Source organism: Paragemmobacter straminiformis, from assembly GCF_014243445.1.
Lineage (GTDB): Bacteria > Pseudomonadota > Alphaproteobacteria > Rhodobacterales > Rhodobacteraceae > Paragemmobacter > Paragemmobacter straminiformis.
Map to the genome: position 1 here is coordinate 182032 of NZ_JACLQD010000002.1, position 16592 is coordinate 198623.

Here is a 16592-nt window from a genome sequence, read left to right on the forward strand (position 1 = left end):
GAGCATCATCATGTCGGCACCGGGGGAAAACCTGCGGATCAATTCGGCGCGTCTTTGGGACAGCCTGATGGAGATGGCGCTTGTGGGCCCCGGCGTGGCGGGGGGCTGCAACCGCCAGACGCTGACCGATGCCGATGGCGAGGGGCGGCATCTGTTCCGGCGCTGGTGCGAGGCGGCGGGGATGACGATGGGCGTGGACAGCATGGGCAACATGTTCGCCACGCGGGCGGGCACCGACCCCGCGGCGCTGCCGGTCTATATGGGAAGCCATCTCGACACCCAGCCCACGGGCGGAAAATATGACGGGGTGCTGGGGGTTCTGGGCGCGCTCGAGGTGGTGCGGTCGATGAATGACATGGGCATCAGGACCAGGCACCCCGTGGTCGTGACGAACTGGACCAACGAGGAGGGCGCGCGTTTCGCGCCCGCGATGCTGGCAAGCGGCGTCTTTGCGGGCATCCACAGCGAGGACTATGCCAAGAGCCGCCGCGATATGGACGGCAAGCTGTTCGGCGAGGAGCTGGCGCGGATCGGCTGGGTGGGCGACGAGGTGGTCGGCGCGCGCAAGATGCATGCGATGCTTGAGTTGCATATCGAGCAGGGGCCGATCCTCGAGGCCGAGGGCAAGACCATCGGTGTCGTCACGCACGGGCAGGGGCTGTGGTGGCTGGAAATCACCCTGACGGGGAAGGACGCGCATACGGGCAGCACGCCGATGAACATGCGTGTCAACGCGGGGTTGGGCATGGCGCGGATCACCGAGCGGGTGCATCAGATCGCGATGAGCCATCTGCCCAATGCCGTGGGGGCGGTGGGGCAGGTCAAGGTTTTCCCCAACAGCCGCAACGTGATTCCGGGCAAGGTGGTCTTTACCGTCGATATCCGCAGCCCCGAGCAGGCCAAGCTCGACGCCATGAAGGCCGAGGTGATGCGCGCCGCCCATGCGGTGGCGGCAGAGTTGGGGCTTGGCTGCGGGATCGAGGAGGTCGGGCATTTCGACCCCGTGACCTTTGACGCGGGTTTGGTGAGGATCGTCCGGCAATCGGCTGAAAAGCTTGGATATTCCCATATGGATATCGTGTCCGGCGCGGGTCATGACGCCTGCTGGATCAACCGCGTGGCGCCGACGGTCATGATCATGTGCCCCTGCGTGGACGGGTTGAGCCACAACGAGGCCGAGGAGATCAGCCCCGAATGGGCGGCGGCGGGGACGGATGTGCTGCTGCATGCGGTGCTGGAAGTGGCAGAGGTTGTGTCCTGAGGCGGGACGCGGGGGGCTTGCTGCCCGCCGCACCGACCGGGGACGGTTTCAGACAGGGACTAAGGGCTGCGTGCCCGTGCAGGGAGAGACGAGATGGCTTCGACGATCATCAGGAACGGCACCGTTGTCACGGCGGATCTGAGCTACAAGGCGGATGTGCGCGTCGAGAATGGCGTGATCACCGAAATCGGGCCGAACCTTGCGGGGGGCGAGGTGCTGGATGCCACGGGGTGCTATGTCATGCCCGGCGGGATCGACCCGCATACGCATCTCGAGATGCCGTTCATGGGCACCTATTCGGCCGATGATTTCGAGAGCGGCACGCGGGCGGCGCTGTCGGGGGGGACGACGATGGTCGTCGACTTCGTGCTGCCCGGACAGGGGCAGGGGCTGATCGATGCCGCGCAGATGTGGCACAACAAGTCGGGCCGCGCGCATTGCGACTATAGCTACCACATGGCGGTGACGTGGTGGGGGCAGAAGGTCTGGGACGAGATGGAGGATACGGTCAAGGCCGGTATCACCAGTTTCAAGCACTTCATGGCCTACAAGGGCGCCTTGATGGTGAACGATGACGAGATGTTCCATTCCTTCCGCCGGGTGGGCGACCTTGGCGGGGTGGCGCTGGTCCATGCCGAGAATGGCGATGTGGTGGCGGAGCTGACCGCGAAACTGCTGGCCGAGGGGAATACGGGGCCCGAGGCGCATGCCTATTCGCGCCCGCCTGCGGTGGAGGGCGAGGCCACGAACCGCGCCATCATGATCGCCGACATGGCCGGGGTGCCGCTTTACGTGGTGCATACGAGCTGCGAGGAGGCGCACGAGGCGATCCGCCGGGCGCGGCAGGCGGGAAAGCGCGTCTGGGGCGAGCCTTTGATCCAGCATCTGACGCTGGACGAGAGCGAGTATTTCCACCCCGACTGGGACCACGCCGCGCGGCGCGTGATGTCGCCCCCCTTCCGCAACAAGCAGCATCAGGACAGTCTGTGGGCGGGGCTGCAATCGGGAAGCCTGTCTTGCGTGGCGACCGACCATTGCGCCTTTACCACCGCGCAGAAGCGGTTCGGGGTGGGCAATTTCTCGAAGATTCCGAACGGGACCGGCGGCCTCGAGGACCGGTTGTCGATGCTTTGGACGCATGGGGTGGCGACGGGGCGGCTGACGCCCGAGGAATTCGTCGCCGTCACCTCGACCAATATCGCCAAGATCCTGAACATGTATCCGAGGAAGGGTGCGGTTCTGGTCGGGGCGGATGCGGACCTTGTGGTGCTGGACCCCGCGCTGGGCAAGACGATCACGGCGGCGCGCCAGCAATCGGCCATCGATTACAACGTGTTCGAGGGGCAGGAGGTCAAGGGCCTGCCGCGCTATGTGCTGAGCCGCGGTCAGGTGGCCGTGACCGAGGGCAAGGTGACGAGCCGCGAGGGGCATGGCCGCTTTGTGCCGCGCGAGGCGCGGCCGAGCGTGAACCGTGCGCTGGCCAAGTGGAAGGACCTGACCGCGCCGCGTCCGGTGGTGCGGACGGGAATTCCGGCGACGGGGGTGTGAGAGAGGGAATGGAACGATTGGGAATGCGTTGTTTTGTCGGGGCGATAACCTCGGTCTGTTTCATCGCCGGATGTTCGATGACTTTGCCTGTTGCGGGACAGATGGAGTCCGGCACGGAAAGCTTCAGCGGAACCGCGACAGGTTACATGGATGGCGGTGGCAATCTGAGCCTTGTTTCGAACAAGGGCCGCACCTGCACCGGCAATTTCGTCTATGTGACCGGCCGGAACGGGGAAGGTGTGTTTACCTGCAGCGATGGCAGTTCGGGTCCGTTCAAGTTCGTCTCGACGGGAACGCGAGGGACCGGCACAGGCACGATCGGTGGTGCGCCGTTCACCTTTACCTTCGGATAGAACGGGCATGAAGGATACACTCAACAAGGACGCGCCGGTGATCGAGGCGAAGGGGCTCAATCTGGTGTTCCAGACCGCCGACGGGCCGGTGCATGCGCTGAAGGATGTGAACCTGACGGTGGGCAAGGGCGAGTTCGTGTCCTTCATCGGGCCGTCGGGTTGCGGCAAGACGACCTTCCTGCGCTGCGTGGCGGCGCTCGAGCATCCGACGGGGGGCAGTCTGACCGTCAACGGCATGACGCCCGATCAGGCGCGGCAGGCGCGGGCCTACGGCTATGTGTTCCAGGCGGCGGGCCTCTATCCGTGGCGGACGATTGCGGGCAACATCCGGCTGCCGCTTGAAATCATGGGGTTTTCGCGGGCCGAGCAGGAAGAGCGGATCGAGCGGGTGCTTGAGCTGGTCGAGCTTGGGGGGTTCGGCAAGAAGTTTCCGTGGCAGTTGTCGGGGGGGATGCAGCAGCGGGCCAGCATCGCGCGGGCCTTGGCCTTTGACGCCGATATCCTGCTGATGGACGAACCCTTCGGCGCGTTGGACGAGATCGTGCGGGACCGTCTGAACGAGGAGGTGCTGAAGCTGTGGGCGCGGACGGAAAAGACCATCGGCTTCGTCACCCATTCGATCCCCGAGGCGGTCTATCTGTCGACCAAGATCGTGGTGATGAGCCCGCGTCCGGGGCGGATCACGGATATCATCGACTCGCCTTTGCCAAAGGAGCGGCCTCTGGACATCCGCGACAGCCGCGAATTCATCGAGATCGCCCATCGGGTGCGCGAAGGCTTGCGGGCGGGGCACGGCGATGAGGTCTGAGGGGATGCGCATGACGGTCGTGCGGCTTTGCCTTGCCGACCCTGCCCGCGCGGGGAGAACGGGGCGCTTGCGCGACGAGGGCGCGTTCGTGGCTGCGGGTGGAATTGAGTATTTGGGCAAGGGTGAAAGGGCAGGGTTTTTCCGCGCGGCGGGGCGAGGGCGCGCGTCCCGTGCCGTGGCGCGCGGGGCGGCGGTCGGGATCGCGTCTTCGCGCAGCGGGGGCGCGGCATGAGCGGGGGCGCGTTGATCTGGCTGGGTGCGGCGATGGCGGCTTTCGTGGCGGCCAATTCGGTGCTGCGGACCTATGCCCATTCGGGCGTGATGCTGACGCTGGCGGGGGCGCTGGGGCTGTTCCTTGTCGGCAACCTGATCATGGTGCGGGTGATGCGCGAGGGCGGGCTGGCGCTGGCCGTGGCGATTTCGAGCGTGGTGCAGCTGGTGCTGCTGGCCCTGATCGGGGTCTTGTGGTTCGGCGAGAAGCTGACGCCCTTGCAGATGGCGGGGGTGGTGCTGGGCATCGTGTCGGTGGCGCTGATCGCATGGCCGCAGGGAGGCGCGTCATGAACCGTGTGCTGCCCGTCCTGACGGTGATCGGGGTGATCGTGGCGGTCTGGTATGCCGCGACGGTCTGGATGAACCGGACATGGGTTTACGACCAGGCCGCGCGCGACGGGGTGGAGGTGAGCTTTGCCCAGCTGGTGCCCGCCACGCTGAATCAGGAGCGGCCCGTGCTGCCCGCGCCGCATCAGGTGGTGACGGAGCTGGTGAAATCGACCTTCGGCATGAAGGTGACGTCGAAGAAATCGCTGGTCTATCACGGCTGGGTGACGCTGTCGGCCACGCTGCTGGGCTTTGCCATCGGCACGGGGGCGGGGGTGTTGCTGGCCGTGGGGATCATCCACAACCGCGCGATGGACCTGTCGGTGATGCCTTGGGCCATCGCCTCGCAGACGATCCCGATCCTTGCCATCGCGCCGATGATCATCGTGGTGCTGAACTCGATCGGGGTGCAGGGCTTGCTGCCGAAGGCGATCATCTCGGCCTACCTGTCGTTCTTTCCGGTGGTCGTGGGGATGGTGAAGGGGCTGCGCTCGCCCGATGCGATGCAGCTTGACCTGTTGCGGACCTATAATGCCACCGGATCCGAGACCTTTGCCAAGCTGCGCCTGCCGTCGTCGATGCCCTACCTGTTCACGAGCCTGAAGGTCGGCATCGCGGCATCGCTGGTGGGGGCCATTGTCGGGGAATTGCCGACGGGGGCGGTGGCGGGCCTGGGTGCGCGGCTGCTGTCGGGAAGCTATTACGGGCAGACCGTGCAGATCTGGGCGGCGCTGTTCGCGGCGGCGCTGGTGGCGGCGGCGCTGGTGGCGCTGGTGGGCGTGATCGAGGGCCGCGTGCTGCGGCGGATGGGGATGGCGCGATGATCTGGGTGATCCTGTCGCTGGCCTTCTGGGCCGGGGCCTGGGCCGCGAATGTGCGGCTGTCGCATTCGGCAATGGTCCAAAGCCGCGCGGGGCGTCTGGCGGTGCCCGCGCTTTTCGGTGTGACCATTCTGGTCGTCTGGGAGGGCATGGTGCGCGGGCTGGGCGTGCCCGGTGTGATCCTGCCGCCGCCGAGCGCCATCGCGGCGCGCTTCGGGGCCGAGTTGCCGACGCTTTGGGCAGATTTCCGCCAGACCTTCGTCAAGGGCGCGCTTTCGGGATATGCCATCGGCTGCGGTGCCGCCTTCCTGACGGCGATTGCCATCGACCGTTCGCCCTTTTTGCAGCGCGGCCTGCTGCCTGTGGGAAATTTCGTCGCCGCCTTGCCGATCGTGGGGATCGCCCCCATTCTGGTGATGTGGTTCGGTTTCGACTGGCAGTCGAAGGCGGCGGTGGTCGTGGTGATGGTGTTCTTTCCGGTGCTGGTGAACACGGTCGCGGGGCTTGCGGCATCCGAGCGGATGCAGCGCGACCTGATGGCCACTTGGGGGGCGAGTTACTGGCAGTCCTTGCTGAAGCTGCGCCTGCCTGCGGCCATGCCCTTCGTGTTCAACGGGTTGAAGATCGCCACCACCCTGGCGCTGATCGGTGCCATCGTGGCCGAGTTCTTCGGCAGCCCCATCGTCGGCATGGGGTTCCGCATCACCGCCGAGGTGGGGCGGCTGGGTCTGGACATGGTCTGGGCCGAGATTGCCGTTGCGGCATTGGCGGGATCGGCCTTTTATGGGCTGGTCGCGCTGATCGAACGGCGGGTGACCTTTTGGCATCCGTCGCAAAGGGTTTGAAGAGAAGGACGGCTCCGGACCAACCGGACCGCGCAACATGGAGGTTGAAATGAAAAGATTGCTGACGGCGGCGCTGTTCGCGCTGGGGGCGGGGGCCGCGCAGGCCGAGGATGTGACGCTGCAGTTGAAATGGGTCACGCAGGCGCAGTTCGCGGGCTATTATGTGGCGCAGGCCAAGGGCTTCTACGAGGAAGAGGGGCTGAATGTCACCATCCTTCCGGGCGGGCCGGATGTGGCGCCGACGCAGGTGATCGCGGGTGGCGGGGCCGATGTGGTCGTGGACTGGATGCCTTCGGCCCTTGCGGCACGCGAGAAGGGGCTGGCGCTGGTCAACATCGCGCAGCCGTTCAAATCCTCGGGGATGATGCTAACCTGCCTCAAGGAATCCGGTGTGACCTCGCCCGCCGATTTCAAGGGCAAGACGCTGGGCGTGTGGTTCGGGGGGAACGAATATCCCTTCCTGAACTGGATGAACAAGCTGGGGCTCAAGACCGACGGGACGGATGTGACGGTGCTGAAGCAGGGCTTCAACGTCGATCCGCTGCTTCAGAAGCAGGCGGCCTGCATCTCGACCATGACCTATAACGAATACTGGCAGGTGATCGACGCGGGCGTGAAGCCCGAGGACCTGATCACCTTCAAGTACGAGGACGAGGGCGTGGCCACGCTGGAGGACGGGCTTTATGTGATGGAGGACAAGCTGGCCGATCCGGCCTTTGCCGAGAAGATGGTCAAGTTCGTCCGCGCCTCGATGAAGGGCTGGAAATATGCCGAGGCGAATTCGGACGAGGCGGCGATGATCGTTCTGGAGAATGACGAGACCGGCGCGCAGACCGAAACCCACCAGAAGCGGATGATGGGCGAGATTGCCAAGCTGACCGCCGGATCGAACGGCGCGCTGGACGAGGCCGATTACAAGCGCACCGTCGCCGCGCTGATGTCGGGCGGGTCGGACCCGGTGATCACCAAGGAGCCGGAAGGCGCCTGGACCCATGCGATCACCGATGCGGCGCTGAACTGAGCCTTGTCTGACGGAATGTTGCCGGGGGGGCGTGGCGCAGGCCGCGCCCCTTTTGCTTCGGGCGCGCGGGGGAGGGGGGCTGTCTGCCCCCCTCGCGCCTTTCAGGCGCTCACCCCCCGAGGATATTTGCGCGAGTATGAAAGCCGCAGCGGTCTTTCCTGCTTTCACCTTTGCCCAAATACTCCCGGGGGGGGAGCCGCTTGCGGCGAGGGGGCGGGAGGCCCCCTTTGCGCGGGTCGTCACGGGAAGCGGGGGCGGGTTTGCGGCAATTGTAAATATTTGCAGGCGATTGTAAATTCGGGCGCGACACGAGGGAGGCCCGAACCATGCCGATGCAGGCCCTGACCGGAACGCGGTTGCGCGAGCGGCGTCTGGCGCTGGGGGTGCGGCAGGCGGAAATCGCCGAGGCGGCGGGGATTTCGGCGAGCTATCTCAACCTGATCGAGCATAACCGGCGGCGGGTGCGGGGCGATGTGCTGGCGGCCCTTGCGGCAGCACTCGGGGTGCCTGCGGCGCAATTGGCCGAAGGGGCCGAGGGGGGGCTGGCCGACGATCTGCGCGCGGCGGCGGCGGCGGTTGCGGGCGCGGGGGGGGCAGAGCTGGCCGAGGTGGACCGTGTCGAGGAATTCGCGGGACGTTTTCCGGGATGGGCGGGGGTCGTGGTGGCGCTGCATGCGCGGATGTCGAGCCTCGAGCGGGCGGTCGAGGCGCTGAACGACCGCATGACGCATGACCCGCACCTGTCGGAATCGCTGCACGAGGTGTTGTCGGCGCTGTCCTCGGTGCGGTCGACGGCGGCGATTCTGGCCGAGACCGAGGAGATCGAGCCCGAGTGGCGCGCGCGCTTCCACCGCAACATGCACGAGGACAGCGAGCGGATGGCGGCGGGGGCCGAGGCGCTGGTTGCCTATCTCGACGGGTCGGAGGCGGCGGCCGAGGCGGGGATCGCGGCGCCGCTCGAGGAGATGGAGGCCTGGCTTTCGGGGCGGGGCTGGGCGCTGCCCGAACTCGAGGACGGGCGGGGCGAGACGCTTGGCGCCGAGGTGGGGCGGCTGGCCTCGGGGGCGGCGCGGGAACTGGCGGCGGGGTGGCTTGCGCAGGCGGCGGCGGATGCGGTGGTGCTGCCGATGGCCGATCTGGCGGCGGCGCTGGAGGGGGGGCTGCCCGACCCGTTGCGGCTGGCCGCGCGCTTTGCCGTCGGGGTGGAGGTGGTGTTCCGCAGGCTTGCGCTGATGCCGGGGCGGGCCTATGGGCTGGTCAGTTGCGACGGGTCGGGGACGCTGCTTTTCCGCAGGCCGACCGAGGGGTTTCCCCTGCCGCGCTTCGGCGCGGCCTGTCCGCTCTGGCCGCTTTATGCAGCCCTTGGCCATCCGGGACGCGCGGTGCTGGCCGAGGTGGCGGTGGCGGGGCGGCGGTCGCGGCGGTTCCGCGTGCTGGCCCATGCGGGCCTGCGCCATCCCGAGGGGTTCGGCGGGGTGGAGCTGCGCGAGGCGCATATGCTGGTCTTGCCCGTTGACGGGGGGGCGGCGCCCACGGGGCCGGCGGGGCCGCTGGTTGTCGGGTCGACCTGCCGGATCTGCCCGAAAAGCGGTTGCCCCGCGCGGCGCGAGCCGTCGATCGTGAGCCTTGGCTGAACGGCGCTTTTGACAGGACGGGTCGGGATGGGGCATCGTTCGGCCACAGGCGGGCGCGAAGACCCGCCGCAAGGGAACTGTCGGGGGGAAAGATGGCGCGCGTCGTGCTGATCGAGGACGAGCCGAACATCGCCGAGGCGATCCGCTTCCTGCTGGTGCGCGACGGCTGCGAGGTGCTGGCGCTGCCCGACGGGCTGGGCGGGGTGGCGGCCATTGCGGCGGGGCGGCCGGATATCGTGATCCTCGATCTGATGTTGCCGGGGGTGTCGGGGCTGGACCTGCTGGCCGCGATCCGGGCCGATGCCGGGCTTGCCGCCGTGCCTGTGCTGATGCTGACCGCCAAGGGGCAGGGCCGCGACCGCGAGGCCGCCGAACGCGCGGGGGTGAGCCGGTTCATGACCAAGCCTTTTGCCAATGCCGAGATGCTGGCCGCGGTGCGCGACCTTGTCGGGCAAGGACGTGAGCGGGGACACGATCAGGGACACGATCAGGGGCAGGGCGGGGGGCGGCCGTGATGGCGAAGCGCCGCGCGCCCCTGTTCCTCAAACGCAAGAGCTACCGGCGGCGGCGGCTGCGCGATGCGGCGCGGCTTTTGCCGATTCTGGGCGGGTTTCTGGTCTTGCTGCCCATCCTGTGGAGCCCGAGCGGCAGCAGCGGGGCCGATACGGCATGGGACGGGATCTACCTGTTCTCGGTCTGGCTGGCGCTGGTGGCTCTGGCGGCCGCACTTGCCCCCGGACTGGCGCATGACGCCCCCGAGGGTGACGAGGCCGATCTGTTGCCGCAGGCGCGGGGCGAGGATTTCCGCTGATGCCCTTCAACCTCTTGGTCCTGTTCTGCCTGTGCTATGTCGTCATGCTGTTCCTTGTGGCCTTTCTGGCCGAGCGGCGGGCGGCGGTGGGGCGGATCGGCTGGCTGCGCTCGCCGGTGATCTATACGCTGTCGCTGTCGATCTATTGCACGGCCTGGACGTTTTACGGCGCGGTCGGCTATGCGGCGCGGTCGGGGCTTGAGTTCGTGACCATCTACCTCGGGCCGACGCTGGTTTTCGTGGGCTGGTGGTGGGTGTTGCGCAAGCTGGTCAAGATCGGGCGGCAGCAGCGGGTGACGAGCATCGCGGACCTGATTTCCAGCCGGTTCGGCAAGTCGAACCTGCTGGGCGTGGTGGTGACGCTGATCGCGGTGGTGGCGGCGACGCCCTATATCGCGTTGCAATTGCAGTCGGTCACGCTGTCCTTTGCCGTCTTTGCCAGCGGCACGCCCGAGGGCTGGGCGCTGCCCAACCGCGATGCCACGGCGGTCTGGGTGGCGGGGGGGCTGGCGCTGTTCACCATTCTGTTCGGCACGCGCAACCTTGATGCCAAGGAGCAGCATCACGGCGTGGTGCTGGCCATCGCGGTCGAGGCGGTGGTGAAGCTGGTGGCCCTGCTGGCGGTGGGGGCCTTTGTCGTCTGGGGCATCGGCGGCGGGCTGGGCGCGGTCTTTGCCAAGATCGGGGCGGCGAGCATTCCGGACTGGGTGATCAAGCCCGACCGCTGGTTCGGCATGATCGCCGTTTCGGGGGCGGCCGTCATCTGCCTGCCGCGCATGTTCCAGGTGATGGTGGTCGAGGATGGCGACGAGCGGCACATGGCTTTGGCAAGCTGGGCCTTTCCGGCCTATCTGATGCTGATGAGCCTGTTCATCGTGCCCATCGCCGTGATCGGGCTGGAGCGGATGCCGGCGGGCGCGAACCCCGACATGTTCGTCCTGACCCTGCCCCTGGCCGAGGGGCAGGCGGGGCTGGCGATGCTGGCGTTTCTGGGCGGGTTCTCGTCGGCCACCTCGATGGTGATCGTGGAATCGATCGCGCTTGCGACGATGGTGTCGAACCATGTCGTCATGCCGCTGTGGCTGCGGCTGGCGCCGCAATCGGCGATGTCGGGCGATGTGCGGCGGATCGTGCTGCTGGCGCGGCGGCTGTCGATCATCGGGGTGCTTGCGCTGGGGTATCTTTACTATCGCATGTCGGGCGGGTCGGTGGCGCTGGCCGCGATGGGGCTGATCGCATTCGCCGGCGTGGCGCAGGTGCTGCCGGTGCTGCTGGGGGGCATCTTCTGGCGCGGGGCCACGAAATCGGGTGCTGTGGCCGGATTGCTGACGGGGTTCTGCGTCTGGGCCTTTACGCTGTTCCTGCCGTTCTTCGGGCCGGATGCGGTGCTGAGCCAGGCGGTCTTTGACCAGGGGCTGATGGGGGCGGGCTGGTTGCGGCCGCAGGCGCTGTTCGGGGTGACGGGAATGGACCCGCTGGTCCATTCGCTGTTCTGGTCGGCGGCGCTGAATACGGCGGCCTTCTGCATCGTCTCGCTGCTGACCTTTCCCGGTCCGGTCGAGCGGATGCAGGGGGCGGCCTTTGTCAACGTCTTCGATGCCGATGCCGCAGGCCCGCAGGGCTGGGCGCGGGGGCGGGCGGAACCCGAGGCGCTGCTGGTGATGGCGCAGCGCATTCTGGGCGAGGATCAGGCTTTGGCGCTGTTCGAGGCCGAGGCGCGGGCGCAGGGCAAGGGCGGCTATCTGCCCGATGCCACCCCCGATTTCGTCGCCGGTCTGGAGCGGCGGCTTGCCGGATCGGTCGGGGCGGCCACGGCGCATGCGATGATCAGCCAGATCGTGGGCCGCGCGACCGTGTCGGTCGAGGACCTGATGGCCGTGGCCAACGAGACCGCGCAGATCATGGAATATTCCGCGCAGCTTGAAGCGCAGCGCGAGGAGTTGACCCGCACCGCGGGCGCGCTGCGCGAGGCGAACGAGAAGCTGAAACAGCTTTCGGTGCAGAAGGATGCCTTTCTCAGCCAGATCAGCCACGAGCTGCGCACGCCCATGACCTCGATCCGCGCCTTTTCCGAAATTCTGACCGAGGGCGATCTGCCGCCCGAGCTGGTGGCGAATTACGGGCGGATCATCCATGACGAGGCGATCCGGCTGACGCGGCTGCTTGACGACCTGCTCGATCTGAGCGTGCTGGAAAACGGGTCGGTGCAGCTGAATATCGGGCTGGTGAATTTGCAGCCCCTGATCGACCGGGCGCTGGCCTCGGCGCAGCACACGCGGCCCGAGCGGGATTTCACGGTGCTGCGCGATCTGCCGACGGAAAGCCTGTTCCTGCGCACCGATGGTGACAGGCTGGTGCAGGTCTTCATCAACCTCATCTCGAACGCGCGGAAATATTGCGATGCGGGCACGCCCGAGCTGAAGATCTCGGTCCGGCAGCGGTCGGGGCGGGTGCATGTCGATTTCATCGACAACGGCACGGGGATCGCCAAGCAGAGCCAGGGCATCATCTTCGAGAAATTCGCCCGCCTGACCGACCAGAGCCGCGCGGGCGGGGCGGGGCTGGGCCTTGCCATCTGCCGCGAGGTCATGGCGAACCTTGGCGGGCAGGTCACCTATCTGCCCGGTCGCGGCGGGGCGGCGTTCCGGGTGACCCTGCCGCTGCGCATCGGGCAGCAGGCGGCTTAAGGTTTCGTGAACCCTTGCTGTGGCAGGCTGGCCGCGCAGGAGGGACGCATGGAGATTCTACGGCGCAAGATGGGCGGGGCCGGGGTTGCGGCGGGCGGTCCGGGGGCGGAGCGCGCGTGGCGGCTGGCGCTGGCGCGGGCGGCGCGCGACCATTTGGGGCTGGCGCTTGACGTCTCGGCCCTGCGGGACGAGCGGGTGTCGCTGGGCGAGTTGATCGAGATGCCCGCCGAACGGTCGCTTCTGGCCGTCCTCGACGCTGCGGCCGAGGGGTTGGGGCTGGTCGCGGTAGACCCCGCGCTGCTGGCCGCGATGGTGGCGATGCTGACCACGGGGCGGGTGGTCGCCGATGCGCAGGCGCCGCGCCGCCCGACGCGGACCGATGCCGCCATGCTGGCCCCGATGGTCGACGCGGCACTTGCCGGCCTGTTTGATGCCTTGGCCGGGCAGGATGATGCCGCCTGGGCCGAGGGCTGGCGCTATGCCAGCTTTCTGGAAGAGCCGCGCCCCCTGGCGCTGCTGCTCGAGGACACGACCTATCGGGTGCTGCGGGCCGAAGTGGGCCTGATGCAGGGGGCGGTGACGGGAACGATCCTTCTGGCCCTGCCTGCGGGGCAGCGGGCGCGTCCGGTCGCGGCCCCCGTGGTTGACGAGGGCGCGTTCCGCGCGGCCTTTGCACGGCAGGTCGAGGGGGTCGCCTGCCGGATGGAGGCGGAACTGGTGCGGCTGACGCTGCCCTTGTCGCGGGCGCTTGGCCTGCAGGTGGGCGAGGTCTTGCCGCTGGGCGAGGCCACGGTCGGGCGGCTGGTCTTGCGCGGGATCGACGGGCAGGTGTTGGCCGAGGGCAAGCTTGGCCAGATGCGCGGGATGCGGGCCGTGCGGCTGGCGCTGGCAGTGGCCGAGGACGAGGCGTTGCGGCTGGCAGGCTAGGGCGCGCTGTGGCCCCCGTGGGCGCGGGCGCATCGGCAGCCCGTGGCGCGTGGTTGTCGCCGGATGGGGGCGACGCGCCGCGCGGCACCTTGCGGCCAATCCGGCCCCCCGACATGGCGCCCCGATCCTGTCGCGGCCTGCGGGGCGACACCGGCGCGCGGCCCGACGGACGCTAAGGGCGAAACGGCGCCCCCCCCCTTCAGCCTTGACCAAATACTCCGGGGGGGCTCGCCCGGCGGGCGAGCATGGGGGGCTGGCCCCCCTGTTCCCGTGCAGGCTGCGGGCGGGCGGGTGCCAAGGCAATCCCCCGCCCTGCGTTGCGGGATCAGCCCTTGGGTGCTGCTTCCAGCAGGGGGCGGAGGTGTTCGAGCTGGTAGCCGAAGCGGGCGGGAATGCCGATGAGTTCATCGGCCGGACGCAGGCCCGCATGGGCGACGGCCCAGACGACCGACGAGCGGTTGCCCGAGGCGCAATAGGCGAAGACGGGGCCGGAGGCGGCCTCGATCGCGGCGCGCTGGGTGGCGACGTTCTCGGGGGTCATCGCGCCACCGATCACGGGATTGGCGACGAAGGTCAGGCCAAGCGCCTTGGCGGCGTCTTCCATCACCTCGGTATGCAGGTGGGGCGGGATCTCGCCGTCGGGGCGGTTGTCGATGACCGTGGTGTAGCCTGCGGCCTTGATGGCGGGCAGGTCCTCGGGGTCGATCTGGGGCGAGACGGCATAGGTCGGGGTCAGGGCGCGGATGTCCATCGTGCTTCCTTTGGGCGCGGTCAATCGGTCGAGCCAGCGGCTGGCCTTGGGTGCGGCAACCATAGCGGCGAGCATCGCGATAAGGAAGACGGCACCGTTCACCCCGCCGAAGCCGAGAGAGGCGAGCGCGGGGCCGGGGCAGAGACCCGCCAGCGCCCAGCCCGCGCCGAAGAGGACCGAGCCTGTCACCAGCTTTGCAGTGACGCCCGAGCGGTTCCTTGGCGGAAAGGGCGTGCCGAGGGCCGAGACCTCGCGCCGCGCGGCGAAGCGCCATGCGATGGCCATCGGCAGCATGGCCCCGCCCATGACGAAGGCAAGCGTGGGATCCCAGTCACCGAAGACGTCGAGCCAGCCTTGCACCTTGGTCGTGTCGGTCATGCCCGAAAGCAGAAGGCCCGTGCCGAAGAGGGCCCCCGAAAGGGCGGCGGCGAGGTTGCGCATCAGATCAGCCCCAGTCCGTGGCGGGCCAGTGCCATCACAAGGCCGCCGGCAAGGATGTAGAACACGGTGGCGACGATGCCGCGCAGCGACAGGCGCGAGATGCCGCAGACGCCGTGGCCCGAGGTGCAGCCATTCGCCATGCGGGTGCCAAGCCCGACAAGGGCGCCTGCGACCACCAGAACCGCCCAGTTTCCGGTCGCGTGGGTCTGGCCGCCGCCAAACACCCATACGAGGGCGGCGGGGGTGGCGATCAGCGCGGCGAGGAAGCTGGCCTTTTCGGCAAGGCTGCGCCCCGCCGAGCCGTCGACCACGTCGCCGAGGATGCCCGAAGCCCCCATGATGCGCCCGTTGACCAGAAGGTAAAGCGCCGCTGCCGTGCCGATGCACAGCCCGCCGATAAGGCCGTAAAGCCAGTCGATCTGCATGGGAAGGCTCCTTTCGCAAGCGCAATGGCCGCTGCGGCGGTCAGGGTCAAGGCGTCAAAGGCCGTTGATCGGGAGTTTGAGGTAGGAGGTGCCGTTTTCCTCGGGCTCGGGCATGTGGCCTGCGCGCATGTTCACCTGGATCGAGGGCAGGATCAGCCTTGGCATTCCCAGCGTCTTGTCGCGGGCCTCGCGCAGGGCCACGAAATCCTCGCGGCTTTTGCCCGCGCCGATGTGGACGTTGCGGGCCTTTTGCTCGGCCACGGTGGATTCCCATGCGAAATCCTCGCGGCCGGGGGCCTTGTAGTCGTGGCCGACGAAGATGCGCGTCTCGTCCGGCAGGGAGAGGATGCGTTGCACCGAGTCGAACATGGTCGAGGCGGAGCCGCCGGGGAAATCGCAGCGGGCGGTGCCGAAGTCGGGCATGAAGAGCGTGTCGCCCACAAAGGCCGCATCGCCGATGACATAGGTCAGGCAGGCGGGGGTATGGCCCGGCGTGTGCAGCACATGGCCCGAAAGCTGGCCGATCATCAGGCTGTCGCCCTGCCGGAAGAGCCGGTCGAACTGCGAGCCGTCACGCTGGAAGCGGGTGCCTTCGTTGAAGATCTTGCCGAAGGTTTCCTGCACCACCGTGATGCGGTCGCCGATGCCGATCTTGCCGCCGAGCCGCTCCTGTAGGTAGGGCGCGGCCGAGAGGTGGTCGGCGTGGACATGGGTTTCGAGCAGCCATTCCACCGTAAGCCCCTTGGCGCGGACGTATTCGGCCACGGCGTCGGCTGAGCGCGTGTCGGTGCGGCCCGAGGCCTGATCGAAGTCGAGCACCGAGTCGATCACCGCGCAGGCGCTGCCCTTCGGGTCGGCCACGACATAGGTGATGGTGTTGGTGGCCGTGTCGAAAAAGGCCTTTACGTCGGGGGCGAGGGTCGGTTCGGGCATGGGTGTGTCCCTTGGTTCGGTCAGGAGGTAACATATAACGAAAGGCGAATGTTTCAAAGCCTTGCGTCGTGCGGCGGGGGCGGGACGCCCGATCGCCACCGGATCGCCACCGGATTGACGCAGGTCAAGGCGTGGCGCGGGCGGGGGCGTTAGGGTTTTCGGGAACAGACGACAGGAGCGCGCATGAAACCGACCAGCATTCGCAAGGCCGAACTTCGGGACCGGCTGTCCCAGTTGCAGGGGCGACTCGGGCGGATCGAGGAAGAACTCGACAGCCACGGCGAGAAGGATTGGGAAGAAATCGCCACCGAACGCGAGGGCGACGAGGTGCTCGAGCAATTGGGGCAGGGCGGTCAGGCCGAAATCCGCATGATCGAGGCGGCCTTGGCGCGGATCGATGCGGGCGAGTATGGCTTTTGCGCGAAATGCGGGGCCGAGATCGGCGAGGCGCGGCTGGATGTGCTGCCCTATACGCCGTTTTGCAAGGAGTGCGCGGCATGAGAGGGCAGGAGCATCCGGTCGAAACCGGATTGAACGGGCTGGCGCTGGCGGTGCTGCGCGCCGAGATGGAGGCGCTGTCGCTGCTTTTGCCCGGAGCCTTTGCCCCCGCGCGGGACATCGGGGCCGAGGACGGGGCGCAAGCCGAGGCGCGGGCCGAGGCGCAAGCGGAAGACATGTTCGAGAACATGCCCCTTTAATGTGCCCTTGCAACGTGCCCTTGCAGGG

18 protein-coding genes and 1 pseudogene are annotated in these 16592 nt (G+C 67.8%); 15 read left to right on the forward strand and 4 right to left on the reverse strand.

All coding sequences use genetic code 11. The features are described 5' to 3' along the window. The first annotated feature begins 10 nt into the window (after nt 1-10). From H7F16_RS06700 to H7F16_RS06760, 13 genes are all read left to right on the forward strand, one after another. Complete coding sequence (locus H7F16_RS06700; RefSeq protein WP_185796816.1) at nt 11-1261, forward strand: Zn-dependent hydrolase; 1251 nt, start codon at nt 11-13, stop codon at nt 1259-1261. 93 nt (nt 1262-1354) lie between these two features. After that, nucleotides 1355-2809 carry a dihydropyrimidinase gene (gene hydA / locus H7F16_RS06705; protein WP_185796817.1) on the forward strand — a complete coding sequence of 485 codons (1455 nt, stop codon included), beginning with the start codon at nt 1355-1357 and terminating at the stop codon, nt 2807-2809. A gap of 8 nt (nt 2810-2817) precedes the next feature. Beyond that, nucleotides 2818-3162 carry a hypothetical protein gene (locus H7F16_RS06710; RefSeq protein ID WP_185796818.1) on the forward strand — a complete coding sequence of 115 codons (345 nt, stop codon included), beginning with the start codon at nt 2818-2820 and terminating at the stop codon, nt 3160-3162. Nucleotides 3163-3169: 7 nt separating this feature from the next. After that, nucleotides 3170-3970, forward strand: a complete 801-nt coding sequence (locus tag H7F16_RS06715) for an ABC transporter ATP-binding protein (RefSeq protein WP_185796819.1) — start codon at nt 3170-3172, stop codon at nt 3968-3970. 228 nt (nt 3971-4198) lie between these two features. Next, the gene (locus tag H7F16_RS06720) at nt 4199-4534 is read left to right on the forward strand and encodes a hypothetical protein (protein WP_185796820.1); all 336 of its coding nucleotides are present in this window, start codon (nt 4199-4201) and stop codon (nt 4532-4534) included. Next, on the forward strand, nt 4531-5394 hold the full coding sequence (locus H7F16_RS06725; protein WP_185796821.1) for an ABC transporter permease: 864 nt from the start codon (nt 4531-4533) through the stop codon (nt 5392-5394). The genes H7F16_RS06720 and H7F16_RS06725 overlap by 4 nt, the downstream gene beginning before the upstream one ends. Further along, entirely contained in the window at nt 5391-6236 is an 846-nt protein-coding gene (locus H7F16_RS06730) for an ABC transporter permease (protein ID WP_185796822.1), read from the forward strand. The genes H7F16_RS06725 and H7F16_RS06730 overlap by 4 nt, the downstream gene beginning before the upstream one ends. A 49-nt stretch (nt 6237-6285) precedes the next feature. Then, on the forward strand, nt 6286-7257 hold the full coding sequence (locus H7F16_RS06735) for an ABC transporter substrate-binding protein (RefSeq protein WP_206682583.1): 972 nt from the start codon (nt 6286-6288) through the stop codon (nt 7255-7257). A 326-nt stretch (nt 7258-7583) separates the two neighbouring features. Further along, nucleotides 7584-8891, forward strand: a complete 1308-nt coding sequence (locus H7F16_RS06740) for a helix-turn-helix transcriptional regulator (protein ID WP_185796824.1) — start codon at nt 7584-7586, stop codon at nt 8889-8891. Nucleotides 8892-8983: 92 nt separating this feature from the next. Continuing rightward, nucleotides 8984-9406, forward strand: a complete 423-nt coding sequence (locus H7F16_RS06745) for a response regulator transcription factor (protein WP_185796825.1) — start codon at nt 8984-8986, stop codon at nt 9404-9406. Continuing rightward, nucleotides 9406-9702: a hypothetical protein gene (locus H7F16_RS06750; RefSeq protein ID WP_185796826.1), complete on the forward strand. Its 297-nt coding sequence runs from the start codon at nt 9406-9408 to the stop codon at nt 9700-9702. The genes H7F16_RS06745 and H7F16_RS06750 overlap by 1 nt, the downstream gene beginning before the upstream one ends. After that, a complete protein-coding gene (locus H7F16_RS06755; RefSeq protein WP_185796827.1) occupies nt 9702-12389 on the forward strand; it encodes an ATP-binding protein in 2688 nt (895 codons plus the stop codon). Before H7F16_RS06750 ends, H7F16_RS06755 begins: the two co-directional genes overlap by 1 nt. A gap of 48 nt (nt 12390-12437) precedes the next feature. Then, complete coding sequence (locus H7F16_RS06760) at nt 12438-13316, forward strand: flagellar motor switch protein FliM (RefSeq protein ID WP_185796828.1); 879 nt, start codon at nt 12438-12440, stop codon at nt 13314-13316. Between the two features lie 325 nt (nt 13317-13641). Here the strand turns inward: H7F16_RS06760 and H7F16_RS19970 are convergent, their stop codons facing one another. The 4 genes and pseudogenes from H7F16_RS19970 to H7F16_RS06780 form a co-directional block, all read right to left on the reverse strand. Continuing rightward, a complete protein-coding gene (locus H7F16_RS19970) occupies nt 13642-14067 on the reverse strand; it encodes a TIGR01244 family sulfur transferase (RefSeq protein ID WP_185797518.1) in 426 nt (141 codons plus the stop codon). Between the two features lie 15 nt (nt 14068-14082). Next, nucleotides 14083-14508, reverse strand: a pseudogene (locus H7F16_RS19975) (DUF6691 family protein); the annotation flags it as partial. Then, nucleotides 14508-14933, reverse strand: coding sequence for a YeeE/YedE family protein (locus tag H7F16_RS06775; RefSeq protein WP_185796829.1), 426 nt, complete (start codon nt 14931-14933; stop codon nt 14508-14510). The pseudogene H7F16_RS19975 and the gene H7F16_RS06775, both read right to left, overlap by 1 nt. Before the next feature lie 54 nt (nt 14934-14987). After that, nucleotides 14988-15866, reverse strand: a complete 879-nt coding sequence (locus H7F16_RS06780) for an MBL fold metallo-hydrolase (RefSeq protein WP_185796830.1) — start codon at nt 15864-15866, stop codon at nt 14988-14990. 183 nt (nt 15867-16049) lie between these two features. Here H7F16_RS06780 and H7F16_RS06785 point away from each other — a divergent pair, with 183 nt between their 5' ends. Further along, nucleotides 16050-16367, forward strand: a complete 318-nt coding sequence (locus H7F16_RS06785) for a TraR/DksA family transcriptional regulator (protein WP_185796831.1) — start codon at nt 16050-16052, stop codon at nt 16365-16367. Continuing rightward, entirely contained in the window at nt 16364-16564 is a 201-nt protein-coding gene (locus tag H7F16_RS06790; protein ID WP_185796832.1) for a hypothetical protein, read from the forward strand. The genes H7F16_RS06785 and H7F16_RS06790 overlap by 4 nt, the downstream gene beginning before the upstream one ends. Nucleotides 16565-16592: the final 28 nt, after the last annotated feature.

Bases quoted from the DNA above. Each gene is read 5' to 3' on its own strand.
- H7F16_RS06715 (WP_185796819.1), top strand. From the start codon at position 3,170: ATGAAGGATACACTCAACAAGGACGCGCCGGTGATCGAGGCGAAGGGG.
- H7F16_RS06710 (WP_185796818.1), top strand. From the start codon at position 2,818: ATGGAACGATTGGGAATGCGTTGTTTTGTCGGGGCGATAACCTCGGTC.
- H7F16_RS06730 (WP_185796822.1), top strand. From the start codon at position 5,391: ATGATCTGGGTGATCCTGTCGCTGGCCTTCTGGGCCGGGGCCTGGGCC.
- H7F16_RS06760 (WP_185796828.1), top strand. From the start codon at position 12,438: ATGGAGATTCTACGGCGCAAGATGGGCGGGGCCGGGGTTGCGGCGGGC.
- H7F16_RS19970 (WP_185797518.1), bottom strand. From the start codon at position 14,067: ATGGACATCCGCGCCCTGACCCCGACCTATGCCGTCTCGCCCCAGATC.
- H7F16_RS06700 (WP_185796816.1), top strand. From the start codon at position 11: ATGTCGGCACCGGGGGAAAACCTGCGGATCAATTCGGCGCGTCTTTGG.
- H7F16_RS06745 (WP_185796825.1), top strand. From the start codon at position 8,984: ATGGCGCGCGTCGTGCTGATCGAGGACGAGCCGAACATCGCCGAGGCG.
- H7F16_RS06755 (WP_185796827.1), top strand. From the start codon at position 9,702: ATGCCCTTCAACCTCTTGGTCCTGTTCTGCCTGTGCTATGTCGTCATG.
- H7F16_RS06740 (WP_185796824.1), top strand. From the start codon at position 7,584: ATGCCGATGCAGGCCCTGACCGGAACGCGGTTGCGCGAGCGGCGTCTG.
- H7F16_RS06785 (WP_185796831.1), top strand. From the start codon at position 16,050: ATGAAACCGACCAGCATTCGCAAGGCCGAACTTCGGGACCGGCTGTCC.
- H7F16_RS06775 (WP_185796829.1), bottom strand. From the start codon at position 14,933: ATGCAGATCGACTGGCTTTACGGCCTTATCGGCGGGCTGTGCATCGGC.
- H7F16_RS06780 (WP_185796830.1), bottom strand. From the start codon at position 15,866: ATGCCCGAACCGACCCTCGCCCCCGACGTAAAGGCCTTTTTCGACACG.
- H7F16_RS06720 (WP_185796820.1), top strand. From the start codon at position 4,199: ATGAGCGGGGGCGCGTTGATCTGGCTGGGTGCGGCGATGGCGGCTTTC.
- hydA (WP_185796817.1), top strand. From the start codon at position 1,355: ATGGCTTCGACGATCATCAGGAACGGCACCGTTGTCACGGCGGATCTG.
- H7F16_RS06790 (WP_185796832.1), top strand. From the start codon at position 16,364: ATGAGAGGGCAGGAGCATCCGGTCGAAACCGGATTGAACGGGCTGGCG.
- H7F16_RS06750 (WP_185796826.1), top strand. From the start codon at position 9,406: ATGGCGAAGCGCCGCGCGCCCCTGTTCCTCAAACGCAAGAGCTACCGG.
- H7F16_RS06735 (WP_206682583.1), top strand. From the start codon at position 6,286: ATGAAAAGATTGCTGACGGCGGCGCTGTTCGCGCTGGGGGCGGGGGCC.
- H7F16_RS06725 (WP_185796821.1), top strand. From the start codon at position 4,531: ATGAACCGTGTGCTGCCCGTCCTGACGGTGATCGGGGTGATCGTGGCG.